Origin of the sequence: Klebsiella sp. 1SOBk10mer (assembly GCF_046602535.1) — a bacterium.
GTDB classification, from domain to species: Bacteria; Pseudomonadota; Gammaproteobacteria; order Enterobacterales; family Enterobacteriaceae; genus Klebsiella; species Klebsiella quasipneumoniae.
The window spans coordinates 1,113,930-1,135,281 of sequence record NZ_JBKIUP010000001.1 but is presented as its reverse complement, the minus strand read 5'-3'; the positions used below and the strand labels follow the sequence as shown (position 1 = coordinate 1,135,281).

Genomic DNA, 21,352 nt, shown 5'->3' with positions numbered 1-21,352 from the left:
AAATAATCAATGGCTATCACCTTATGCCAATCGCGCTGAATTTGCTGGTTTAATCGGCGTCGCGCTGCTTTTTGCGTCAGGCACGATTGGGATGTTGTGAGCTACGCACAATTCCGGCAAAAAAATGTGCGATAACCGCCCCGCTCACGCTCGCCATCAGCGGCGACCGGTACACTGGAGGGACCGCAGAACAAGAGGTTACTACCCCCATGACAATCACCTGCAATCTGTACATTGATGGCCAGTGGCATGATGCCGAAGACCGTCGGACCTTCACCCGGCGCCACCCGGCCCAAGACGATGTCGCTTCGGTTGCCGCTGCCGCCAGTCTCGCCGACGGCAAACGCTGCGTCGAGGCCGCGGCCAGCGCCTTCCCACAGTGGCGCGATACGCTCCCGGCGGAACGGCGTCGCTTACTGCTCGACGCGGCGGAACATATGCTGTTGCGGGAGGCTAAATTTATCGCCGCCATGGCGGCGGAAACCGGCGCGACCGCGCACTGGGCCGGATTTAACGTCCATCTGGCGGCTGATATCCTGCGCGAAGCGGCGGCGCTGACCACCCAGATTGAAGGACAGATCATTCCATCCAACGTGCCGGGCAATCTGGCGATGGGCGTCCGCCAGGGGGCTGGCGTGGTGCTGGGCATGGCGCCGTGGAACGCGCCGCTGATCCTTGCCACCCGGGCGCTGGCGACGCCGCTGGCCTGCGGCAACACGGTGATCCTCAAGGGCGCTGAGCTCTCCCCGGCGACACAAGGATTGATTATCGACGCCCTCGACGCGGCGGGCTTCCCGCCGGGTGTGGTGAACTATCTTACCTGCGCGCCGCAAGACGCGCCGGCGCTGGTGGAGTCGCTGATCGCCCATCCGGCGGTGCGGCGCGTCAACTTTACCGGCTCCACGCCGGTGGGGCGGATTATCGCCCGCACCTGCGGGCAGTATCTGAAACCAGCGGTGCTGGAGCTCGGTGGCAAAGCGCCGCTGCTGGTCCTCGACGATGCCGATATCGAACAGGCGGCGGCGGGCGCCATTTTTGGCGCCTTCGCCAACGCCGGACAGATCTGCATGTCCACCGAGCGCATTATTGTCGACAACGCCGTGGCGGAGCGCTTTATCCCTCTGCTGGCGAGGCGCGCCGCCTCTCTCCCCGCCAGCCTGACCGGCCCGGTGGTCGACATGAATACCGTCACCCGCTGCAACGCGTTAATCGACGATGCCTTAGCCAAGGGCGCCCGCCTGCTGACCGGCGGTAAAGCCAGCGATACCCACATGGCGCCGACCTTACTGGACGGCGTCACCCGCGAGATGCGGCTGTGGAACGAAGAGTCCTTCGGCCCGGTAAAAGCGATTATTCGGGTTAATAATGACGAAGAGGCGCTGGCGGTAGCCAACGACAGCGAATATGGCCTTTCCGCGGCGGTCTACAGCCGCGACAGCGCCAGAGCGTGGAACCTGGCGCAACGTCTGCAAACCGGCATTTGCCATATCAATGGTCCAACCGTTCATGATGAAGCGCAGATGCCGTTTGGCGGCTGCAAAGCCTCCGGCTATGGCCGGTTCGGCGGCCGGGCCGGAATTGCAGAATTCACTGAGCTGCGCTGGATAACGCTCCAGACCCAGCCCCGCGAACTGCCTTTCTGACGCCGTCTCCCCTTAGCCGTGGCTGGCGATGAGTTGCGCCAGCCCTTCCGGGTTTTCCCACGCCATCGAGTGCCCCGCGTGGGGCACAATCCCGACTGGGATCCCGTGCGCCTCTACCCGTTCGATATCCGCATAAGGGAGCGACTGCTCGCCGACGATCAGCATCTTCTGACAGCGCAGCTGGCAGAGCTGGGTAAACCAGGGCGTGTCGCTGCCGTTTATCAGGCTGCTGGCGGCTCGCCAGACGGCCCAGGGGGCGCTGTTTTGCAAACAGCCGGCCCACGGCGAGCGCTCTTCCGCCAGCATCCTGGCGTAACCTTCAGCGATAAAGGCCCCCTCTGCCTGCGCCGCAATGCGTCTGCTGTACTCACCGCCTCCGGCGAACAGGTTGGGTTCAGACACCAGCAGCGTCGTCACTCGCTCCGCCAGCAGCCCTGCCGCTTCGATGGCGATGCTTCCACCCATGCTATGCCCATACAGCGCGAAGCGCTGCAGGCGCAGGTGGTTGAGGACCTGCTCCACAGCTTGCGCTTGCTTATGTATGTTGTAACTAAAGTCGTGCGGTTTATCGCTGTAGCCGAAGCCCGGGAGGTCGATAAGTATTTTGCGCCGCCCGTTGAGCGCGGGGTCGCTGGCGACGCGGGGGTAGTCGTAAGAGGACGCGCAGCCGAGGCCGTGGATAAACACCAGCGGAAGCCCCTCTCCCGGGAGATCGAGCCAGCGCAATGTGGCGCCTGCGACGGACGAAAAGAAACCGTTCACCTGTTTGCCTCCATGATAAGGTTACTGTGTTTTTATACAGTAACCTTACCTTTGCCGCCACCCTTTTCTGTCGTCCGCCGCCGGAAGGTTAAAACAGCGAGACGAGCAGCGCCATGGGGAAGCTGAACGGCCAGGTGGCACCGATCAACAGGGCCGCCAGCAGGCGGATCACCCAACTCTCTTTGGTTAAAAACCAGCTAATTACGGCACAGATCACGCCCATAATGGCGTAAAACACCAACATTTTTTGATATAACGTCATTCTTAGTTTTCCTTCCCTGAGGAGCGTTCCATGGTGGGATAATTATCTGCCATGACGTCGTGATTCAGAGATACCTGTATAACAAATTCAGAATCGGGCTCAATATTCAGAACAAAGCCTGATTCGTCTTAATCCGATAGCGCAACCGCGCCCGCCGTACTATACCTTTAGGGACTTACTCATTAAGGTGGCGTTATGGATGTCTCCAGCAAGACCGTCGTTATGATTAATGTCTGCGCCGCGTTCGCGCTTATCAGCCTGCTGTCGGTGAGATTTGGCTGGTTTTAATCATTTTTCTCAGCAACGAAACCTAAAAAAGCAGCCCACTGGGCTGCTTTTTTACGTGCGGAGGCTGGCGCCATTATCAGGGTCATAAACGCTACGGGCTGAATGGCCTGCGATAATAACCTTGTTCAGCTCAGGGTTATAATGAGGCAGAACATTCACTTTCTCATTATCCCATTCGGCAGCGGCGCAGACGGCCTGCCCCACTCCCGCGTTCTCACAGCCCTGAATACGTTTTGCCGGCGCGTTACCATAGCCCAGCGCCACGGTGCCGACAGCCAGCAGAATAAAAGCAAAAATTTTCACAGCGACATCAACGTTAAAACTGAATATGCGTTAAATGATCGCATGAGCGGCGGCGGAAAGTCAAACCCGGGAGCGTGCGCCACCGCGCTGGCGCGTATGGTGGATTGATTCGTCGGTGATTAAATATTGCGAATAAATATCACCCGCTGACTGCAAATATAAAAGCCTTATTTATAGTCGTGAAATAGTTTCTGTTCAGCGCAATCTGATTCATCTGATAAAGATAATATTTCGCCAATCGCAAATGAAAAGATTAGCGCGCCTTGACCGAAAATGCGATATACCACGCTGGCGCTGGATCTGAATAAGATAACAGGCGACTACAAGCTATTGTAACCAAACCTTTTCCTGTCTGGCCTCGCTGGCCAGGGCCCAAAATAGCGCTAAATGACAACAAATATCATTTGCCTTCTCTGCAGAGAATACTTACATTCATAACTATTGGTAATGTTTTTAGCGCAGTGCGCTTTTATATTTCGAGGTGGATATGTCCGGAATCATCACGCTGGTCATCGCGCTGATCCTGCTGGTCGCGGCGGTGTATAATCTTATTTCCTATATACGTGACCGTCGCAGCGCCAGCTTGCCGAGCAAAAAAACCAAACGCTGAACACGGTTAAAACAAATTTCTCCCTGCTCCAGCGTCGCTGGCATCCTCCTCTTCCTGGCTTACTGTGGACATAAAAAAGCCCCTGCCATCAGGCAGGGGCCGGTATCCGGTCGCAAACCGCGACGTTGCCGCCTCACCCGCCGGGCGCGATGCGCCCAGGGTGGCTGGCGAACCCCATCCGGCGCTTATCTCCGGCACTCACGATGGCTTAGCTCTTGAAGGGGTATCAGAATAATCTCACATCCCCCGCCGCGAGTTTTAACCATTTTTGCCATCGTGACTATTAGCGCACTAACACACCCATTGCGTAATAATCTTTTGCCGCTTAAGGGTCAATCCGTTAGCCATGTTTAACCATCACATGGCGAACCACGGTGTAATCCTCAAGGCCATACATCGACATGTCTTTCCCGAAGCCCGACAGCTTCTGGCCGCCATGCGGCATTTCACTCACCAGCATAAAGTGGGTGTTGACCCAGGTGCAGCCGTACTGCAGCCTGGCGCTGAGCCGGTGGGCGCGGCCAACATCTTTCGTCCACACCGAAGAGGCCAGCCCATACTGGGAGTCATTTGCCCAGCTCAGGGCCTGCGCTTCATCGCTGAAAGGCGTCACGCTGACCACCGGGCCAAACACTTCGCGCTGCACGATAGCGTCCTCCTGCCGGGCGCCGGCGAGCAGCGTCGGCTGGAAATAATAGCCGGCGCCGTCAGCCCGATTGCCACCGGTAACCACTTTAATATGCGGTAGCGCCTTTGCGGCTTCCACCGCGGCGCTGACCCGCTCAAGATGGGCCAGCGAGCTCAGCGGCCCCAGCTCGGTGGCGGCATCCTCCGGCGCCCCCATTTTCAGGCTGGCCACCGCCGCCCCGAGCTTCTCCACCAGCTGCTCATAAATACCCTGCTGGGCGTAGATCCGGCAGGCGGCCGTACAGTCCTGGCCGGCGTTGTAAAACCCGAAGGTCCGAACGCCATCCACTACCGCGTCGATATCCGCGTCGTCAAAGACGATGACCGGCGCCTTACCGCCCAGCTCCATATGGGTACGTTTAATCGACGAGGCGGTATGGCCGATGATATGGGCGCCGGTGGCAATCGACCCGGTCAGGGAAACCATCCGCACTTTCGCGTGGGCGGTCAGCGGATCGCCCACCGTTTTGCCGCGGCCGAACAGTACGTTGATCACCCCTTCCGGGAAAATATCTTTTGCCAGCTCTGCCAGCTTCAGCGCCGTCAGCGGCGTGATCTCGGAGGGTTTTATCACCACACAGTTGCCTGCCGCCAGCGCCGGGGCCAGCTTCCAGGCCGCCATCATCAGGGGATAATTCCACGGCGCGATGGAGGCTACCACGCCCACCGGGTCGCGACGGATCATCGAGGTATGCCCTTCCAGATACTCTCCGGCCGCCATCCCCGGCAGGCAACGGGCGGCCCCGGCGAAGAAGCGGAAAACGTCCGCAATGGCCGGCATCTCATCGTTAAGCACGCAGTGCAGCGGCTTGCCGCAGTTCAGCGACTCCAGCTGCGCCAGGGACTCCGCCTGTGCCGCGATGGCATCCGCCAGCTTCAGCAGGCATTCCGCGCGCGTTTTCGGCGTCGTCTGGCTCCAGGCGTCGAACGCCCGATCCGCCGCCTCAACGGCGGCATCCACCTGGGCCGCTGTCGCTTCGGCAATCTCCAGGATCACTTCGCCGGTCGCAGGGTTGTATACCGGCACCTTTTCGCCTTCACCTGCCACTAACTTACCGTTTATTAAGAGGTTGTGTTGCATAGCATTATCCTGTTTCATGGTTTTATTTCCCGTTTCCGGCGACGTTATCGCCGTCGCGGGTGAGCCACCAGGCCCCTAAGATTGGTATCGTTGTTACCAGCATCACCAACAGCGCGACAACGTTGGTGACGGGCACATCTCGCGGCCGCCCCAGCTGATTCAGTAACCACAGCGGCAAGGTTCGCTCATGCCCCGCGGTAAAAGTCGTGACGATGATTTCATCAAATGACAGGGCGAATGCCAGCATCCCGCCCGCCAGCAGCGCCGAACCCAGATTGGGTAGCACCACGTAGCGAAAGGTCTGCCAGCCAGTCGCCCCCAAATCCATCGAGGCCTCCACCAGGCTCCAGGAGGTCCTGCGGAAGCGAGCGATGACGTTGTTAAACACCACCACCACGCAGAAGGTCGCGTGCCCCACCACGATGGTCAGCAGACCAGGCTCCAGGCCGACCGCTTTAAAGGCTGTCAGGAGCGCCAGGCCGGTTATAATCCCCGGCAGGGCGATGGGCAGGAGCAGCAGTAGCGACACCGCGTTCTTACCAAAAAAGGTGCTCCGCCACAGGGCGCCTGCAGCAAGCGTGCCAAGCACTAAGGCAATGGCCGTCGACAGGGCGGCGATCTTAAGTGACAACGTCACAGCTTCCAAAATATCGCTGCGCCCTGCCGCCTCACTGAACCAGCGCAGCGTCAGCCCCTGCGGCGGAAAGCTGAAGGCAGCATCTTCGGTATTAAAAGCATAGATGGCGATGATCAGCAGCGGAAAGTGGAGAAAGACCACCCCGCCCCATGTCGCCAGTTTCAGGTACCAGGGTGCGCGTTCAGAGTGCATCGAAGGCTCCCAGACGTTTCACGAACGCCAGATAAAGGGCAATCAGCACGATCGGCACGAGGGTAAACGCCGCCGCCATCGGCATATTGCCGATCGCCCCCTGCTGCGAGTAGACCATATTGCCGATAAAGTACCCCGGTGGGCCGACCAGTTGCGGCACGATAAAATCGCCCAGCGTCAGAGAAAAGGTGAAGATCGACCCGGCGGCAATTCCGGGAATAGCCAGCGGCAGGACCACGTAGCGAAAGGTCTGCCGTGGGGCAGCGCCAAGATCGGCCGAGGCCTGGAGCAGAGAGCCCGGAATACGCTCCAGCGCCGCCTGCACCGGCAGGATCATAAAAGGCAGCCAGATGTAGACGAAGACCAGAAAGCGTCCGAGGCCGGAAGTGGATAAGGTGTTGCCGCCCACCGCCGGGACGGTCAGCAGAGCGTTCAGCGCCCCTTCCAGCCCGAGATGGCCGAGGAACCACTGCGCCACGCCATCTTTGGCTAACAGCAGCACCCACGCGTAGGCTTTGACGATATAGCTGGCCCACATCGGCAGCATGACCGCGATATAAAAGAAGGCCTTCATTTTGCCGCTGGTGTAGCGCGCCATATACCAGGCCATCGGCAGCGCCAGCAGGGCGCTGGCCAAGGTCACGCACAGCGCCATCACCAGGGTGCGAACGATAATGTCGTAGTTGGCAGGGTTGAACAGCGCCTGCAGATTGGCCAGCGTGAAGTCGCTGGTCACCGACATGGTGAAGTCGTCAAAAGTGTAGATACTCTGCCACAGCAGGGTCAGCAGCGATCCCAGATAGACGATGCCAAACCACATCAACGGCCCAAGCAGCAGCAAAAACAGGCCCAGCGCCGGCCGGCGCCAGAAGATCCCCGATACGCGTCCGGCCTGCGCAGGAACAATCGCCATGGTCATCTCAGCCTCCGCTTTCCAGCGGGGTCATCGCCGCGCGCGACCATGACGCCTGCACCGTTTGCCCGGCTCGCGGAACGCTCGCCGCCGCCGCGCCGTCGATATTGGCCTGGCTGACCAGCAGCTTGTCGCCATCCGCCAGCCGGAGCTCGATCCGCGTCGCCGCCCCCTGATACTGTACCGCCTGCACCACACCCTGCACCTGCACTTCGCCGCCGCCCTGCAGGCGAACATGTTCCGGGCGCAGCGACCAGCAGCCCGCCAGGCCGCATAGCCGCCGGGCCGCCTCGGCCTCAAAGACGTTGGCGGTGCCGACAAAACCGGCGACAAAGGCGGTCTTCGGATGCAGATAAAGATCCTGCGGGGCATCCACCTGCTCAATGCGCCCGTTGTTAAACACCGCCACGCGATCGGACATCGACAGCGCTTCGCTCTGGTCGTGTGTAACGAAGATGAAGGTGATCCCCAGCGACTGCTGTAGCTTTTTCAGCTCCACCTGCATCTGCTCGCGCAGCTTTAAATCCAGAGCGCCCAGCGGCTCGTCGAGCAGCAGCACCCGCGGCTGGTTCACCAGCGCCCGGGCGATGGCGACCCGCTGCCGCTGACCGCCGGAGAGCTGGGAGGGCTTGCGATGGTGCGCAAAACCGAGGGCCACTTTCTCCAGCGCTTCCTGGGCGCGGGCATGGCGCGCTTTCTTCGCCACGCCTTTGACCATCAGGCCGTAAGCAACATTGTCGAGGATCGACATATGGGGAAACAGCGCATAGTCCTGGAACACGGTATTGACGTCCCGCTGCCAGGGCGGCAGCTCGCTGGCCGGCTGACCGAAGATCCGAATGGTGCCGCCGGAGAGCTGCTCAAAACCAGCAATCAGCCGCAGGCAGGTGGTTTTCCCCGAGCCCGAAGGACCCAGCATCGAGAAAAACTCGCCGTCACGGATGCCAATGCTGACCCCGTCCACTGCCCGTACATCGCCATACAGGCGCGATACATTCTGAAACTCGACCGCGTACGTCATTGTTTACCTCCGATCCTTAGCGGCCGCCCATTATCGCAATGTAGTCCTGCGTCCAGCGGCTGTAGGGAACGTATTTCCCCCCCTCGGCAATCGGCGTTTTCCAGAAGTGGATGCGGGTAAACTGGTCATAGCCGTTGGTCTCACAGCCTTTCTCTCCGAGCAGCGCGCTGGCTTTACAGCCCTCAGGCACCACCGGCAACGAGCCGAACCAGGCCGCCACATCGCCCTGCACCTTCGGCGTGAGCGACCAGTTCATCCATTTATAGGCGCAAACCGGGTGCTTCGCCTCGCTGTGCAGCATGGTGGTATCCGCCCAGCCGGTCACCCCCTCCTTCGGAAATACGGTGGCGACAGGCTGGCCTTCCGCCTTCAGGCCGTTGGCCTGATAGGGCCACGAGCTGGAGGCGGCCACCCCTTCGTTTTTGAAGTCGTTCATCTGCACGGTGGCGTCATGCCAGTAGCGGTGAATCAGCGGTTGCTGGTCACGCAGCACTTTCAGCACCGCGTTGTACTGGGTTTCGGTCAGCTGATAGGGGTCATCGATCCCGAGCTGTGGTTGGGTGGCTTTGACAAACAACGCGGCGTCGGCGATATAGATCGGGCCATCATAGGCCTGCACTCGCCCCTGATTGGTTTTGCCATCCGGAAGATCCTGCTTCACGAAGACCACGCTCCAGCTGTCCGGCGGCGTCGGGAATACGCGGGTGTTGTACATCAGCAGGTTCGGTCCCCACTGATACGGCGTGCCGTAGACTTTGCCCCCGACGTTAAACCATGCCCCTTGCGCAATGCGCGGGTCAAGAGTGCGCCACCCGGCAATCAGCGCTGTGTTAATCGGCTGAACGCGTTTACCCATGATCAGACGCAGCGAAGCATCGCCCGAGGCGGTCACCAGATCGTAGCCCCCCTTAGCCATCAGGCTGACCATTTCGTCGGAGGTGGCGGCGGTTTTCACATTGACCTGACAGCCGGTCTCCTTTTCAAACTGGCTGACCCAGTCGTACTGCTTGTCGGTCTGACCGCGTTCGATATACCCCGGCCAGGCGATAATATCCAGGCGCCCTTCCGGTTTATCCAGCGAGGTGAGTGGCTCAGCCGCCTGTACGGTCAGGCAGGCCATCCCCAGCACATAAAGGCTGCAACGGGCCAATTTTTTGCTCATCAGGTGTTACTCCTGTCACAAGGGAATTAGCGGCAGCCGTGCCGTAAAAATATCTCCTGAAATAAGGGTAGTCAGCGGATTAACGCCCTCGAGGGAATTTATTCAGGTTGTGACCCGGGACGCATTACGCAAAAATCGCCAACACAAGAATGACTTTATGGATTATAGACAACGAGTTAGAGAAAAAGGAGGGGTATGCATATTTCCTATGGTGAGCGCCGGTAAAATAATGACCGGCCTCGATAAAAAAAACTCTTCGTTTATTTATAGCGATTGGTTATCGCGGCGAAAAATAGCCAAAGCGATCAGGTAAGCTGCTCACGAATTAGTTCACCCAGCCGCTTCACCCCTTGCTCTTCGCGTTCTCCCCAGCCCCAGGCGGTATTGAAACGGAAAAACGAGGTCCAGCTGGCAGAGGTGGAAAACATTTTTCCCGGAGCGATGCTGATGTGCGACGCCAGCGCCCGGGCGCTCAGCACGCTGGCATCCGCCCCTTCCGGTAGTTCGATCCACAGAAAATAGCCGCTGTCGCTGTGATGAATAGTGACCTCCGGCGGCAGATGGCGCAGCAGCGCCTGCCAGGCCTGCTGTTTACGTTCCGCCAGCTGGCGACGGAGACGGCGCAGATGGGCGTCGTAGCGTTTGGTCGACAGGTAATCCACCAGGGCTAATTGCATCGGCGAGCTGGTGGAGAGCGTACTCATCAGCTGCAACTGCTGGATCCGTCGCGCCTGTTTCCCGGCAGCCACCCAGCCGATACGAAAGCCGGGCACCAGACATTTTGAAAACGAACTGCAGTGCAGCGTCATATCCTGTTGATCCCAGAACTTCGCCGGCAACGGCTTCTCGCGGCCAAAATAGAGCTCACTGTAAACATCATCTTCAATCAGCATCACGTTATAGCGCGCCAACAATGCCACCAGCGCCGCTTTTTTTTCGGCGCGGAGGGTGAAGCCGAGCGGGTTCTGACCGTTGGTCATCAGCCAGCAGGCCTTGACCGGATAGTTTTGCAGGGCCGCCTCCAGCGCCGTCAGGTCAATGCCCTCCTTGACGTCGGTGGCCACCGACAGCGCCTTCAGGCGCAGCCGCTCCAGCGCCTGCAGGGCCCCGTAAAAACAGGGATTTTCCACCACCACCCAGTCCCCCGGCTCGGTCACCGCCTGCAGGCTAAGGTTTAACGCCTCCAGCGCTCCGGCGGTAATGACGATCTCGTCGGGCGAGACGTTCATCCCCTGCAGAGCATAGCGCCGGGCAATGGCGTGCCGTAGCTCCGCGTTGCCCGGCGGCAGGTTCTCAATCACGCTCATGGCGGTGGCGGTTTTACTCACCTGCGCCAGCGAACGGTTAAGCTGCTGGAGCGGAAAGAGGCGCGGATCCGGGAAGGCCGAGGCAAAGGGCAGCATTGACGCCTGGCGGCTGGCCTGAAGCACCTCAAAGATGTAGGTATTGATATCAACCGCTTCATCGCGGGTCACCTGGGCAGGCGGCGCCGGCTGACGAAGCTTCACCGGCTGGGGGGCAACGTAATACCCTGACTGTGGTCGGGCGACGATGCGCCCCTGGCTTTCCAGTAGCTGATAGGCATGGCTGACGGTCATAAAGCTCATGCCGCTGCTGATCACCTGCTCGCGCAGCGAGGGGAGCCGATCGCCCGGTAACCAGACGCCCAGCGCGATCTGGTCGGTCAACTGCTGCGCCAGCTGTTGATACTTTTTCATTGTTACCCTTTCCTTGCTGCAACCTCCTTTTATCATATATCAGTTGTTATAAATTAACAGTTTTAAGAAACTGTTATGTAAAACAGCGCAACCCGGTCACACAGAACGCCCGCAGGAAAGGTTCACGAGAAAATTGTCCAAAAAAACGATATGATGCATAACCAAAAAATGAACATGATACCGATGGTAATACATAAGCTATGTAATCCTTTTTCTGACATGACCATTCCCTTTTATTGATATCCTGAGAATAAAATACAAAGCACGGCTAAATACGACAATTTAAAATTATTTAATTCATAATTAACTGACTCATCCTTTTTACTGATTCTCATACTAGCAAACGTGTGCAGACGTTAAATTCATTAATAAAGAACAGATAATAAAATGCTATATCTGTCGTAATCAGAAGATATTGCTCACAAAAATTAAACGACCGCGCTTTCCCGGGCAGCTATAGGTCTAAGCTGATCCGTAAGACTACGATAATACAGTGAAATAGATTATTAATATTTTCCTGGCCAACAATCTGGCTTTGCTTTCAGCGTTAAAAATGACGCTGTTCACCCGGGGGATCTCCATGTTGGCGGTCCCCGGAGACCGGCAAAAAGATCATAACAGCCGCCAACTGTTATGATAAAAAATGAACCGACTGCCTCTGCCCCCTTGCCGCCACCCTGCCTAAAATTGCGCTGAATCAATTTTGTTGTGGAGTCCTGCATGTTCGGTCTTGATGCATTCCATCTGGCGCGAATTCAATTCGCCTTTACGGTCTCGTTTCATATTATCTTTCCCGCCATCACCATTGGCCTGGCGAGCTACCTGGCGGTTCTCGAAGGCCTGTGGCTGAAAAGCAAAAATCCCACCTGGCGCTCGCTGTACCATTTCTGGTCGAAGATCTTCGCCGTCAACTTCGGTATGGGAGTGGTGTCCGGGCTGGTGATGGCCTATCAGTTCGGCACTAACTGGAGCGGTTTCTCGCAGTTCGCGGGCAGCATCACCGGCCCCCTGCTGACCTATGAAGTCCTGACGGCGTTCTTTCTCGAAGCCGGTTTTCTCGGGGTCATGCTCTTCGGCTGGAACCGCGTGGGGCCGGGGCTGCACTTTTTCGCCACCTGCATGGTAGCCCTGGGGACCATCATCTCAACCTTCTGGATCCTCGCCTCCAACAGCTGGATGCAGACTCCGCAGGGATTTGAAATCGTCGATGGCCAGGTGGTGCCCGTCGACTGGCTGGCGGTGATTTTTAACCCGTCGTTCCCCTACCGCTTACTGCACATGACGGTGGCGGCATTTCTCAGCAGCGCGCTGTTCGTCGGCGCCTCGGCGGCCTGGCATCTGCTGCGCGGCAATCAGTCGCCAGCGATCCGCAAGATGTTCTCCATGGCGCTATGGATGACGCTGCTGGTCGCGCCGGTCCAGGCGCTGATCGGCGATATGCATGGCCTGAACACCCTGAAACACCAGCCGGCAAAAATCGCCGCCATTGAGGGCCACTGGGAAAACCCGCCCGGCGAGCCGACGCCGTTACTATTGTTTGGCTGGCCAGATATGGAACAGGAGCGCACCCGCTACGGGCTTGAGATCCCGGCGCTGGGCAGTCTGATCCTCACCCACAGCCTGGATAAACAGGTGCCGGCGCTGAAGGAGTTCGCCCCTGAGGATCGGCCAAACTCCACCGTGGTGTTCTGGTCATTTCGCCTGATGGCCGGTCTCGGCATGCTGATGTTGCTGCTCGGGGCGCTGGCCCTGTGGCTGCGCCGCGGCGACCGGCTGTACCACTCGCGGCCGTTTCTGCGCTTTGCCCTGTGGATGGGCCCCTCAGGACTGATTGCGATTCTCGCCGGCTGGGTGACTACCGAAGTGGGCCGCCAGCCATGGGTGGTGTATGGCGTTCAGCGCACCGCCGAGGCGGTTTCCGCCCACGGCGATCTGCATATTTCGGTCAGTTTGTTGACCTTTATTGTGGTTTATAGCGCCGTCTTCGGGGTCGGCTACAGCTACATGCTGCGCCTGATCCGCAAGGGGCCGCAGGAGGTGCAACCCGCGACAACCGGTACGCCAGCCCGCCCGCTGTCCGCCGCTACTGAAGGTTATCTGCAGAAGGAGTCCCGCTAATGGGTATCGAATTATCGGTGATCTGGTTCGTGATTATCGTCTTTGCCACGCTGATGTACATCGTCATGGACGGCTTTGATCTGGGCATTGGCATGCTGTTCGGCACGGTCCGGGGCAGCACAGAGCGCGACGTGATGGTGAACAGCGTCGCCCCGGTATGGGATGGCAATGAGACCTGGCTGGTGCTGGGCGGCGCCGGTCTGTTTGGCGCCTTTCCCCTCGCCTACGCGGTGATAATCGACGCCCTGTCGATCCCCCTGACCCTGATGCTGATCGGCCTGATCTTTCGCGGCGTGGCCTTTGAATTTCGTTTCCAGGCCACGCCGTCGCACCGGCCATTCTGGGACCGCGCCTTCTTTGGCGGTTCCCTGCTGGCGACCTTCAGCCAGGGCGTGGTGGTCGGAGCGGTGATTAATGGTTTTACCGTCAGCGGTCGCGCCTTCAGCGGCGGCATGTTTGACTGGCTGACCCCGTTCAGCCTGTTTTGCGGACTCGGGCTGTGCGTGGCCTATGCGCTGCTCGGCGCCACCTGGCTGGTGATGAAGAGCGAAGGCGCGCTGCAGCAGCGGATGCGCAGCACGTCGCGACAGTTGCTGGTTGCCCTGCTGGCGGTGTTTGCCGTCATCAGCCTGTGGACGCCGCTGGCGCACCCGGCGATCGCCGCCCGCTGGTTCAGCCTGCCGAATCTCTATTTCCTGCTGCCGGTGCCGCTGCTGGTGCTCCTGATTAGCGCCTGGCTGTGGCGCACACTGCCTCTGCACGACCGCCATGTCTCGCCTTTCACCCTAACGCTGGGCCTGGTGTTTCTCGGCTTTAGCGGCCTGGGGATCAGCATCTGGCCGCATATTATTCCGCCATCGATCACCCTGTGGCAGGCCGCCGCCCCGCCGCAAAGCCAGGGCTTTATGCTGGTGGGCGCGCTGCTGATTATTCCGGTTATTCTTGGCTATACCTGCTGGAGCTATTACGTGTTCCGCGGCAAAGTCCAGCCAGGGGAGGGTTATCATTGATGAAAACCGTCTGGTCCAAACGTCTGCTGTGGCTGATCGCGCTGTGGGGAGGCAGCGTGCTGACGCTGGCCGCCATCAGCCTGCTATTTCGCCTGCTGATGACCGCCGCAGGTCTTAAAGTTTGAACCGGGATGCAGAGTATTCCGGATCTGGACTTCTCCATCTTGTCTTCACTTTTACCTGCTGAAATACGCGGACACATCAGAATAAAGGATATTGCTATGAAGAAGTTAGCTTTACTCTCCGCCGCGTTGACGCTGGGAATATCGTCATGGGCTTTCGCTGCCGACAACCCGCCGCCGCCGCCAGAAAAAGGCGCGCACCATCAGGGTAAATTGCCGGCGAAAAAGGGCCAACACGACGGTAAGCAAGTGCAACACAACGGCAAGCAGCCGCAGCATGATGGCAAGCAGCCGCAACGAGACGGCAAACAACCGCAGCATGGTGGTAAGCAGCCGCCAAAAGGCGGCGAGCACAGCGGGAAACCACTGCCGCCAAAAGCGTAATCCCTCAGGCCTGGCCTTCTACGCCAGGCTTTTTTCACCCTCTTTCAGCAGACATTGACAAACCCTTGCCCTTCTTTGATAAACCGGGAAAAAAACCTGCACAGCCCCTGGCATAGTAAGCCCACGCCATTGATTCGCAGAGAAAAGGTATGTTGAGAAGAAGCACGAGTGCCCTGCTGTTGTTGTGCGCGCTATTTTCCGGGCATCTGCTGGCCCACCGTCAGGGGCACGATTACTTTCCGGTACAGGGTCTCGAACAGCAGCTGCTGCATGAGGCGGATAGCGATGAGCTTCGCAGCCGGTGCGAAGAGAACGCCGCCGACCTGCGCGAGCATCACCGCTGGCAGGACGCCCGCAAACCGCGGGCATCACACAGCCAGTAGCGTCGCCGCAGATCAGGCCCCTTTGCGCTTCGGCAGGGTCTTCATCAGCTCGTCAGGGCTAACGGAGGCCACGATGCTCCCCGGATGCGGCATTTTGAGGATATGGTTTTTGATCTTGCCGACCACGTGCATTTCGCACGGACGGCAGTCAAACTTCAGGGTCAACACTTCATCGCCATGGATCAGCTGCATCGGCGTGGCTTTCCAGCTCTTGATGGAGCCTTTCGCCTGTTTCGGACAGAGATTGAAGGCAAAGCGCAGGCAGTGTTTGGTGATCATCACCGGCACATCGCCCTTCTCTTCGTGCGCTTCATAGGCGGCATCAATCAGCTGCACGCCATAGCGCTGGTAGAACGCCCGCGCCTTATGGTTATAGACGTTGGCGAGGAAGGAGAGATGGGTCTCCGGGTAAACCGGGGGCGGCACGGAGACCGGCTTGCGGGTACCGCGCTGCCAGGCGTTGAGACGCGCGTCATCCAGCATTTCGGCGGTTTCACGACGCAGCTGGTTGAGCAGGCTGTTGGGAACAAACAGCGGCGGCAGGTTGACCTGCACATCGCGCGCATAATAAATGGTTTGCCCCAGTTTTGTGACACCGTCACGCAGGTTGGTTAGCGCTTTCTCTGCCTGGTTAGCTTCGGCAAACACCCCGTCAAGGGTATGGGTCACGCTGACGCCATCTTCACAGGTCATGGTGAGAACCAGCTGCTCCTGCCAGCCGCTTAGGGTGACGTCTACGGCGATGCGGCGTTCGCTGGAGGTCTTCAGCAGCGCCTGCTGCCAGTTGTGGTCGAGGTTGCGGTTAAGCGCCTGATGCGGACGCACTTTATGCAGATCCGCAGGCATCTCGTTCGGCCACACTCGATAGCGATTTTCGCCAGTTTTTTCCACGGTATTGGCGCGGAAACCCACCACTTCGCGCTTAATCATCACGTTAAGGCCGTCGCCGTTGGTTAACGGTTCGCTAACCTCGACGTCGAGATGGTCTTTACCCACCTTCAGCACTTCGCCCACCGGCAGTCCGATAAATTTTGGCGAATCAAAGGCGCCGATATCGCCTTTACGGGCATTAACGAAGTAGTCGGTGCTGCCGCGGTGGAAGGTTTTATCGGTGGACGGGATAAAGAAATGCTCAGTGCGGCCGGCTGAAGCGCGCGCGAGGTCGCCGCGGTCTTCGATTATGGCGTCCAGCATCTGGCGGTAGTGAGCGGTGATGTTTTTCACGTAGCTCATGTCTTTGTAACGGCCTTCAATTTTGAAGGAGCGTACCCCGGCGTCGATCAGCGCCGCCAGGTTGGCGGTCTGGTCGTTGTCTTTCATCGACAGGAGATGCTTTTCATAGGCCACCACGCGCCCCTGATCGTCCTTCAGGGTATACGGCAGGCGACAGGCCTGCGAGCAGTCGCCGCGGTTGGCGCTGCGTCCGGTCTGGGCGTGGGAAATGTAGCACTGGCCGGAATAGGCCACACACAGTGCGCCATGGATAAAGAATTCAATGGTGGCGTCAGTATTATCGTAGATGGCTTTGATTTGACTGAGGTTCAGCTCGCGCGCCAGCACGATCTGGCTGAAGCCGGCGTCTGAGAGAAACTTTGCTTTCTCCACGCTACGGATATCGCACTGGGTGCTGGCGTGCAGCTCGATTGGCGGCAGATCCAGCTCCATGATCCCCATATCCTGAACAATCAGCGCATCGACGCCCGCGTCATAGAGATCCGTGATCAGCCGCTGCGCCGGCTCCAGCTCATCGTCATGCAGAATGGTGTTCAGCGTCACAAAGACCTTGGCGCCAAAGCGATGGGCGAAAGGCACCAGCCCGGCGATGTCACTCAGGCTGTTGCTGGCGTTGTGGCGGGCGCCAAAGCCAGGTCCACCGATATAAACGGCGTCAGCGCCGTGAAGGATCGCTTCGCGAGCGATACCGGCGTCGCGGGCAGGACTAAGAAGTTCAAGACGATGATTGTGCAGGCGCATACGCGTGTTGTTATCCAGTATAAGGGGGTCGAAATGGCGGCTATTGTAGTCAGAACCGGGCGCAGACGAAAACCTTTTCCGCCGTCATGGGACGACGAATTTTCAGTTTTCAGCAAAGTATTGAAGGAAAAGATATTTCCTTCAAATCACCGTACAGAGTACTGTCATTACGTATTCCGGATTTTCCTCGTCACGTTGTGAGTGGTTATCATCAGTCATCTTGTCTGGCCGCGGGTTCGCCCGCGGTTTTTTCTTTTGGATAATGGATAAGCGAATGGAAATGAGCCGCCAGGACGCCGCTGTTCCGATAGGCATGCGCCGCATCGCCGGCAAAGCGCCGACCCTCACCCGCCTGCAGCGAGTGCCATTCCCCCTGTAAGCAGAGCTCCAGAGTACCGCTAATCACCACCACATGCTCAATCACCCCTTGTTCATGCGGCGTCGATTCACTCAACGCCCCGGGGGCGAGGGTTATCGAGAAATGATCAAAGCGCAGCTCCGGGTCCCACGGAAAGACCGGGGTTACCACCATCGCCTGCTGCTGCGGGTCAAACGCGGAGGGCGCCACGCTGTCATCCGGAACGATAAATGCCGAAAACGGCACGTTCAGCCCGGTGGCAATCTTCCACAGCGTCGCTACCGTCGGACTCGATTCATTCCGCTCTATCTGCCCGAGCATGGCTTTCGACACCCCGGTCTCTTCCGCCAGACGCGACAGGCTCCAGCCGCGCTGCTGACGCAGATGTTTGAGGGTGGCCGCCAGATGTTGCGCAATATTCATCCTACCTCCTGATTTTTCAGCCCAGAGTATACCCCCATTTGCCTCATTCTACAGGGCGATTAGCGGCATCGCGGGCCGTTTGCGGCGAGCGCCTCGGTGGCGCTACCCTCACGCCGCGGATAGCTTGTGCGCTATAACGTACAATGATAGAGTAAACGGACGTTATAACGCACAAGAGAAAACTATGCGCTCGTTTACCGTTCCGCTTCCCACCCTGTTCGCCGGCTTCGTCGCCGTGCTGGTGGGCTACGCCAGTTCTGCCGCCATCATCTGGCAGGCCGCCGCGGCCGCCGGCGCCACGCCCGGGCAGATCGCCGGCTGGATGACGGCCCTGGGCCTCGCCATGGGCGTCAGCACCCTCGCGTTGAGTGGCTGGCGAAAAGTGCCGGTGCTCACCGCCTGGTCAACGCCGGGCGCCGCCCTGCTGGTCAGCGGCCTGCAGGGGGTGACCCTCCCCGAGGCGGTGGGGGTATTTATCTTCGCCAATGCGCTGATCGTCCTCTGCGGCGTCACAGGCCTGTTTGCCTGGCTGATGAAAATCATTCCCCATTCGCTGGCCGCCGCAATGCTGGCCGGCATTCTGCTGCGTTTCGGTTTGCAAGCCTTCGCCGGCTTACAGGATCATCTGCTGCTGTGCGGCGGCATGCTCGCCGCCTGGCTTCTGTGTAAGGCGCTGTGGCCCCGCTTCGCCGTGGTGGCCGCGCTGGCTGCGGGGGCGCTGGTAGCCGCGGTCTCCGGGGAAGTAGCCAGCGCCGCTGTGCCGCTGGCGTTTGTCGCACCGGAATGGATCGCCCCGCAGTTTACCCCGGCGCTGCTTCTCAGCGTCGGCCTGCCGTTCTTCCTCGTCACCATGGCTTCACAGAACGCGCCCGGGTTCGCTACCCTGCAGGCAGCAGGCTATGTCGTACCGGTCTCCGCGCTGATCGTTGTCTGCGGGGGGCTGGCGCTGCTGCTGGCGCCGTTTGGGGTCTACTCCATCTGTATTGCGGCGATCACTGCCGCCATCTGCCAGAGCCCGGAAGCGCACCCGGATCCTCAGCAGCGCTGGCTGGCGGCCATGGCTGCCGGCGGTTTTTATCTGCTGGCCGGTCTGTTCGGGGGATCGATCACTGCGCTGATGTCGGCCCTGCCGACAGCGTGGATCCAGATGCTGGCCGGCCTGGCGCTGCTCGGCACCATCGGCGGTAGCCTGTTTCAGGCGGTACACCAGGCCAGTGAGCGCGACGCGGCGGTGCTGACCTTTCTGATCACCGCCAGCGGGGTGACGCTGGCGGGAATTGGTTCGGCGTTCTGGGGCGTGATGCTCGGCGGAGTGAGCTACGGCGTGTTATCCGCGCTGCGCCGCCCGTAGCTGGGAGGGCGTCAGGCCGGTGGCGGCTTTGACCCGATGGCTGAAATGGCTGGCGGAGCTGAAACCGCAGGCCAGAGCGATCTCGGTGAGCGGCAGCGCGCTGTGGCAGATCAGGTTTTGCGCCTTCGCCATTCGCTGCTGCATCACATATTGATGCGGAGCCATATTCAGCGACTGGCGGAACATACGGGCAAAATGAAATTCACTCAGTCCCGCCTGCTGCGCCAGGTCGGCCAGGGTCAACGGCTGATCGAGATGAGCGTCAATCCAGGCCAGCACGTGACGCTTCACCCCTGGCGCCAGTCCTCCTGTGACCGAGGGCAAGCGCCACTGCACTGTGGAATAGTGCTGGATCAGATGGGTGAGCAACAAACTGCTGGCGGCGCTAAGGGTCAGCTGGTTCGCCGGCTGTCGCCAGTCATTAGCCAGCAAAAACTGACGATACACGCTGGTGATTTTGTCATCGCTGGCGAAGGTTTTTTCCTGCAGGGTGAAGTTAGCCGGGCTGCGATCCCACACTTCCTCCCCAACGCGGCGCAGATGCGCATCGGTACAATAGAGATGGACAAACGACAGATCGCCGCGGATATCCCAGACGCTTTCATCGCCTTTCGGCATCAGGCAAAAGCGATCCGGGCCGCCGCCATTCTTCCAGCCGTGCGGCGTCTTTTGATAGCTTTCATAACCATCGGCGATGTACAGGCTTAAGGTATGATGATCGCTGCGCACCGTCACGGTATCGCAGTTGTTATACCACGCGGCCAGTTGAATACCGGAATTCAGCTCCACGGTGCCCTTCAGCACCGCATTCTGTCGCCGTAATGTTTCAAACGTCCCGTAACCCATCGCCTTCACACATCTGTTCTGTCAAGAAAACTCTAGTCTAGGGAGACTGCGATGCGGTTTCCAGTCCTCACCGCCGGCAAAAGACAAATAAGCGCAAGAATTTGCAAGCCGACAACAAGCGGATGAAAGCCGCAGGTTGCGGCAGGCGGCATACTCCTCCGTTCAACAAGCAGAGGAGAACCAGGGTGAACGCATTACTTTATGCACTCGTTGTCGTTATCTGGGGGACGACGTGGATTGCTATTTTTTTACAACAGGGGCCGGTGGCGGCGCCGGTATCGATATTCTGGCGTTTCGCCGTGGCCAGCGTCACAATGCTGACGATTCTGCTCGTCACACGACGTCTGCGGCCGCTGGGCGCGAAGGACCATTTCTGCTGCCTGCTGCAGGGCTGCTGCGTCTTCTGCTTCAATTTCTGGTGCTTTTATACCGCCGCCGCCTGGATCAACACCGGTCTGGAGTCGGTGATCTTTTCCATGGCGGTACTGTTTAACGCCATCAACAGCTTTCTTTTCTTCCGCCAGCAGCCGCCGGGACGCTTCTGGGCTGCCGCCGCGCTCGGTCTGGCCGGTATCGTCACCCTGTTCTGGGATGACCTGCTGGCCAACGGGCTAAACGCTACGCTACTGTGGGGGATCGGTCTGAGCGCGCTGGGCACCTATGGCTTTTCGCTGGGCAATATGTTCAGTATTCGTCACCAGCGGCGGGGGCTGGAGACGCTGACCACCAACAGCTGGGCGATGCTGTACGGCACGCTGGTGATGGGGGCTATCGCTCTGCTCCGCGGGGATAATTTCATGCCGGAGTGGACCGTCAGCTATCTTGGCGCCCTGCTTTACCTGGCGCTGTTCGGCTCAGTTGTCGCCTTCGGCGCCTATTTCACCCTTGTAGGGCGCATCGGCGCCAGCAAAGCCGCCTACAGTACGCTGCTGTTTCCGCTGGTCGCCCTGTCCATCTCCACCGTCTATGAAGGGTATGTATGGCACAGCAACGCCGTTATCGGACTGGCGCTGATCCTGTTGGGTAATCTGGTGATGTTTGCCAAACCGGAACAGCTGCTGCTGCGCCGAAAGCTGGCCTGAAACGGCGGAAGATAAATCAGCG

At 59.0% G+C, this 21,352-nt stretch carries 23 protein-coding genes; 11 read left to right on the top strand and 12 right to left on the bottom strand.

All coding sequences use genetic code 11. The features are described from left to right. Window positions 1-209 precede the first annotated feature (209 nt). The gene (locus tag ACLH1I_RS05535) at window positions 210-1,643 is read left to right on the top strand and encodes an aldehyde dehydrogenase (protein WP_017900487.1); all 1,434 of its coding nucleotides are present in this window, start codon (window positions 210-212) and stop codon (window positions 1,641-1,643) included. Between the two features lie 12 nt (window positions 1,644-1,655). Here the strand turns inward: ACLH1I_RS05535 and ACLH1I_RS05530 are convergent, their stop codons facing one another. Both ACLH1I_RS05530 and ACLH1I_RS05525 read right to left on the bottom strand, forming a co-directional pair. Continuing rightward, complete coding sequence (locus ACLH1I_RS05530; RefSeq protein WP_004202769.1) at window positions 1,656-2,405, bottom strand: alpha/beta fold hydrolase; 750 nt, start codon at window positions 2,403-2,405, stop codon at window positions 1,656-1,658. 88 nt (window positions 2,406-2,493) lie between these two features. After that, a complete protein-coding gene (locus ACLH1I_RS05525; protein WP_004202771.1) occupies window positions 2,494-2,667 on the bottom strand; it encodes a GhoT/OrtT family toxin in 174 nt (57 codons plus the stop codon). 195 nt (window positions 2,668-2,862) lie between these two features. Here ACLH1I_RS05525 and yncL point away from each other — a divergent pair, with 195 nt between their 5' ends. Next, complete coding sequence (gene yncL / locus ACLH1I_RS05520) at window positions 2,863-2,955, top strand: stress response membrane protein YncL (RefSeq protein WP_002906891.1); 93 nt, start codon at window positions 2,863-2,865, stop codon at window positions 2,953-2,955. Window positions 2,956-3,006: 51 nt separating this feature from the next. Here the strand turns inward: yncL and ACLH1I_RS05515 are convergent, their stop codons facing one another. Continuing rightward, window positions 3,007-3,258 carry a hypothetical protein gene (locus ACLH1I_RS05515; RefSeq protein ID WP_151385260.1) on the bottom strand — a complete coding sequence of 84 codons (252 nt, stop codon included), beginning with the start codon at window positions 3,256-3,258 and terminating at the stop codon, window positions 3,007-3,009. Between the two features lie 487 nt (window positions 3,259-3,745). Between ACLH1I_RS05515 and ACLH1I_RS05510 the strand changes: the two genes are divergently transcribed. Next, the gene (locus tag ACLH1I_RS05510; RefSeq protein ID WP_004175940.1) at window positions 3,746-3,868 is read left to right on the top strand and encodes a small membrane protein; all 123 of its coding nucleotides are present in this window, start codon (window positions 3,746-3,748) and stop codon (window positions 3,866-3,868) included. Window positions 3,869-4,208: 340 nt separating this feature from the next. Here the strand turns inward: ACLH1I_RS05510 and patD are convergent, their stop codons facing one another. The 6 genes from patD to ACLH1I_RS05480 form a co-directional block, all read right to left on the bottom strand. Next, complete coding sequence (gene patD / locus ACLH1I_RS05505; RefSeq protein ID WP_151385261.1) at window positions 4,209-5,636, bottom strand: aminobutyraldehyde dehydrogenase; 1,428 nt, start codon at window positions 5,634-5,636, stop codon at window positions 4,209-4,211. Window positions 5,637-5,658: 22 nt separating this feature from the next. Beyond that, window positions 5,659-6,465 carry an ABC transporter permease gene (locus ACLH1I_RS05500; protein WP_017900483.1) on the bottom strand — a complete coding sequence of 269 codons (807 nt, stop codon included), beginning with the start codon at window positions 6,463-6,465 and terminating at the stop codon, window positions 5,659-5,661. Continuing rightward, window positions 6,455-7,384, bottom strand: coding sequence for an ABC transporter permease (locus tag ACLH1I_RS05495; protein WP_004202776.1), 930 nt, complete (start codon window positions 7,382-7,384; stop codon window positions 6,455-6,457). Before ACLH1I_RS05495 ends, ACLH1I_RS05500 begins: the two co-directional genes overlap by 11 nt. Before the next feature lies 1 nt (window position 7,385). Then, entirely contained in the window at window positions 7,386-8,399 is a 1,014-nt protein-coding gene (locus ACLH1I_RS05490) for an ABC transporter ATP-binding protein (protein ID WP_048294949.1), read from the bottom strand. 16 nt (window positions 8,400-8,415) lie between these two features. Further along, complete coding sequence (ydcS, locus tag ACLH1I_RS05485; RefSeq protein WP_017900481.1) at window positions 8,416-9,561, bottom strand: putative ABC transporter substrate-binding protein YdcS; 1,146 nt, start codon at window positions 9,559-9,561, stop codon at window positions 8,416-8,418. 305 nt (window positions 9,562-9,866) lie between these two features. Further along, a complete protein-coding gene (locus ACLH1I_RS05480) occupies window positions 9,867-11,279 on the bottom strand; it encodes a PLP-dependent aminotransferase family protein (RefSeq protein WP_017900480.1) in 1,413 nt (470 codons plus the stop codon). 720 nt (window positions 11,280-11,999) lie between these two features. On the opposite strand from ACLH1I_RS05480, the gene ACLH1I_RS05475 reads away from it, so the two are divergent. From ACLH1I_RS05475 to ACLH1I_RS05455, 5 genes are all read left to right on the top strand, one after another. Continuing rightward, complete coding sequence (locus ACLH1I_RS05475) at window positions 12,000-13,397, top strand: cytochrome ubiquinol oxidase subunit I (protein WP_151385263.1); 1,398 nt, start codon at window positions 12,000-12,002, stop codon at window positions 13,395-13,397. Continuing rightward, on the top strand, window positions 13,397-14,407 hold the full coding sequence (gene cydB, locus ACLH1I_RS05470) for a cytochrome d ubiquinol oxidase subunit II (RefSeq protein ID WP_065904367.1): 1,011 nt from the start codon (window positions 13,397-13,399) through the stop codon (window positions 14,405-14,407). The genes ACLH1I_RS05475 and cydB overlap by 1 nt, the downstream gene beginning before the upstream one ends. Further along, window positions 14,407-14,532 carry a DUF2474 domain-containing protein gene (locus ACLH1I_RS05465; protein ID WP_004202785.1) on the top strand — a complete coding sequence of 42 codons (126 nt, stop codon included), beginning with the start codon at window positions 14,407-14,409 and terminating at the stop codon, window positions 14,530-14,532. The genes cydB and ACLH1I_RS05465 overlap by 1 nt, the downstream gene beginning before the upstream one ends. A gap of 96 nt (window positions 14,533-14,628) precedes the next feature. Continuing rightward, window positions 14,629-14,913 carry a hypothetical protein gene (locus ACLH1I_RS05460; protein ID WP_004202787.1) on the top strand — a complete coding sequence of 95 codons (285 nt, stop codon included), beginning with the start codon at window positions 14,629-14,631 and terminating at the stop codon, window positions 14,911-14,913. A gap of 149 nt (window positions 14,914-15,062) precedes the next feature. Beyond that, window positions 15,063-15,296 (top strand): DUF2554 family protein, encoded by a 234-nt coding sequence (locus tag ACLH1I_RS05455; RefSeq protein ID WP_017900476.1) that lies wholly within the window; start codon window positions 15,063-15,065, stop codon window positions 15,294-15,296. A 12-nt stretch (window positions 15,297-15,308) separates the two neighbouring features. On the opposite strand, the gene ACLH1I_RS05450 is transcribed toward ACLH1I_RS05455, so the two are convergent. Continuing rightward, window positions 15,309-17,270, bottom strand: coding sequence for a peptidase U32 family protein (locus ACLH1I_RS05450; RefSeq protein WP_004202789.1), 1,962 nt, complete (start codon window positions 17,268-17,270; stop codon window positions 15,309-15,311). Window positions 17,271-17,303: 33 nt separating this feature from the next. On the opposite strand from ACLH1I_RS05450, the gene ACLH1I_RS05445 reads away from it, so the two are divergent. Beyond that, window positions 17,304-17,471 carry a hypothetical protein gene (locus tag ACLH1I_RS05445; protein WP_032425876.1) on the top strand — a complete coding sequence of 56 codons (168 nt, stop codon included), beginning with the start codon at window positions 17,304-17,306 and terminating at the stop codon, window positions 17,469-17,471. A 10-nt stretch (window positions 17,472-17,481) separates the two neighbouring features. Here ACLH1I_RS05445 and ACLH1I_RS05440 read toward each other — a convergent pair whose 3' ends face one another. After that, window positions 17,482-18,051 (bottom strand): helix-turn-helix domain-containing protein, encoded by a 570-nt coding sequence (locus ACLH1I_RS05440; RefSeq protein WP_004202791.1) that lies wholly within the window; start codon window positions 18,049-18,051, stop codon window positions 17,482-17,484. 184 nt (window positions 18,052-18,235) lie between these two features. Between ACLH1I_RS05440 and ACLH1I_RS05435 the strand changes: the two genes are divergently transcribed. Further along, entirely contained in the window at window positions 18,236-19,402 is a 1,167-nt protein-coding gene (locus ACLH1I_RS05435; protein ID WP_114465543.1) for a benzoate/H(+) symporter BenE family transporter, read from the top strand. Here ACLH1I_RS05435 and ACLH1I_RS05430 read toward each other — a convergent pair. Next, window positions 19,379-20,248, bottom strand: a complete 870-nt coding sequence (locus ACLH1I_RS05430; RefSeq protein ID WP_004202793.1) for an AraC family transcriptional regulator — start codon at window positions 20,246-20,248, stop codon at window positions 19,379-19,381. The genes ACLH1I_RS05435 and ACLH1I_RS05430 overlap by 24 nt on opposite strands. A 185-nt stretch (window positions 20,249-20,433) precedes the next feature. On the opposite strand from ACLH1I_RS05430, the gene ACLH1I_RS05425 reads away from it, so the two are divergent. Further along, window positions 20,434-21,330, top strand: coding sequence for a DMT family transporter (locus ACLH1I_RS05425; RefSeq protein WP_032456156.1), 897 nt, complete (start codon window positions 20,434-20,436; stop codon window positions 21,328-21,330). Window positions 21,331-21,352: the final 22 nt, after the last annotated feature.

What these genes read in the sequence shown, in the direction of transcription:
- ACLH1I_RS05535 (WP_017900487.1), top strand. Translation starts at nt 210, where the DNA reads ATGACAATCACCTGCAATCTGTACATTGATGGCCAGTGGCATGATGCC.
- ACLH1I_RS05525 (WP_004202771.1), bottom strand. Translation starts at nt 2,667, where the DNA reads ATGACGTTATATCAAAAAATGTTGGTGTTTTACGCCATTATGGGCGTG.
- yncL (WP_002906891.1), top strand. Translation starts at nt 2,863, where the DNA reads ATGGATGTCTCCAGCAAGACCGTCGTTATGATTAATGTCTGCGCCGCG.
- ACLH1I_RS05510 (WP_004175940.1), top strand. Translation starts at nt 3,746, where the DNA reads ATGTCCGGAATCATCACGCTGGTCATCGCGCTGATCCTGCTGGTCGCG.
- patD (WP_151385261.1), bottom strand. Translation starts at nt 5,636, where the DNA reads ATGCAACACAACCTCTTAATAAACGGTAAGTTAGTGGCAGGTGAAGGC.
- ACLH1I_RS05500 (WP_017900483.1), bottom strand. Translation starts at nt 6,465, where the DNA reads ATGCACTCTGAACGCGCACCCTGGTACCTGAAACTGGCGACATGGGGC.
- ACLH1I_RS05495 (WP_004202776.1), bottom strand. Translation starts at nt 7,384, where the DNA reads ATGACCATGGCGATTGTTCCTGCGCAGGCCGGACGCGTATCGGGGATC.
- ACLH1I_RS05490 (WP_048294949.1), bottom strand. Translation starts at nt 8,399, where the DNA reads ATGACGTACGCGGTCGAGTTTCAGAATGTATCGCGCCTGTATGGCGAT.
- ydcS (WP_017900481.1), bottom strand. Translation starts at nt 9,561, where the DNA reads ATGAGCAAAAAATTGGCCCGTTGCAGCCTTTATGTGCTGGGGATGGCC.
- ACLH1I_RS05480 (WP_017900480.1), bottom strand. Translation starts at nt 11,279, where the DNA reads ATGAAAAAGTATCAACAGCTGGCGCAGCAGTTGACCGACCAGATCGCG.
- ACLH1I_RS05475 (WP_151385263.1), top strand. Translation starts at nt 12,000, where the DNA reads ATGTTCGGTCTTGATGCATTCCATCTGGCGCGAATTCAATTCGCCTTT.
- cydB (WP_065904367.1), top strand. Translation starts at nt 13,397, where the DNA reads ATGGGTATCGAATTATCGGTGATCTGGTTCGTGATTATCGTCTTTGCC.
- ACLH1I_RS05465 (WP_004202785.1), top strand. Translation starts at nt 14,407, where the DNA reads ATGAAAACCGTCTGGTCCAAACGTCTGCTGTGGCTGATCGCGCTGTGG.
- ACLH1I_RS05460 (WP_004202787.1), top strand. Translation starts at nt 14,629, where the DNA reads ATGAAGAAGTTAGCTTTACTCTCCGCCGCGTTGACGCTGGGAATATCG.
- ACLH1I_RS05455 (WP_017900476.1), top strand. Translation starts at nt 15,063, where the DNA reads ATGTTGAGAAGAAGCACGAGTGCCCTGCTGTTGTTGTGCGCGCTATTT.
- ACLH1I_RS05450 (WP_004202789.1), bottom strand. Translation starts at nt 17,270, where the DNA reads ATGCGCCTGCACAATCATCGTCTTGAACTTCTTAGTCCTGCCCGCGAC.
- ACLH1I_RS05445 (WP_032425876.1), top strand. Translation starts at nt 17,304, where the DNA reads ATGGCGGCTATTGTAGTCAGAACCGGGCGCAGACGAAAACCTTTTCCG.
- ACLH1I_RS05440 (WP_004202791.1), bottom strand. Translation starts at nt 18,051, where the DNA reads ATGAATATTGCGCAACATCTGGCGGCCACCCTCAAACATCTGCGTCAG.
- ACLH1I_RS05435 (WP_114465543.1), top strand. Translation starts at nt 18,236, where the DNA reads ATGCGCTCGTTTACCGTTCCGCTTCCCACCCTGTTCGCCGGCTTCGTC.
- ACLH1I_RS05430 (WP_004202793.1), bottom strand. Translation starts at nt 20,248, where the DNA reads ATGGGTTACGGGACGTTTGAAACATTACGGCGACAGAATGCGGTGCTG.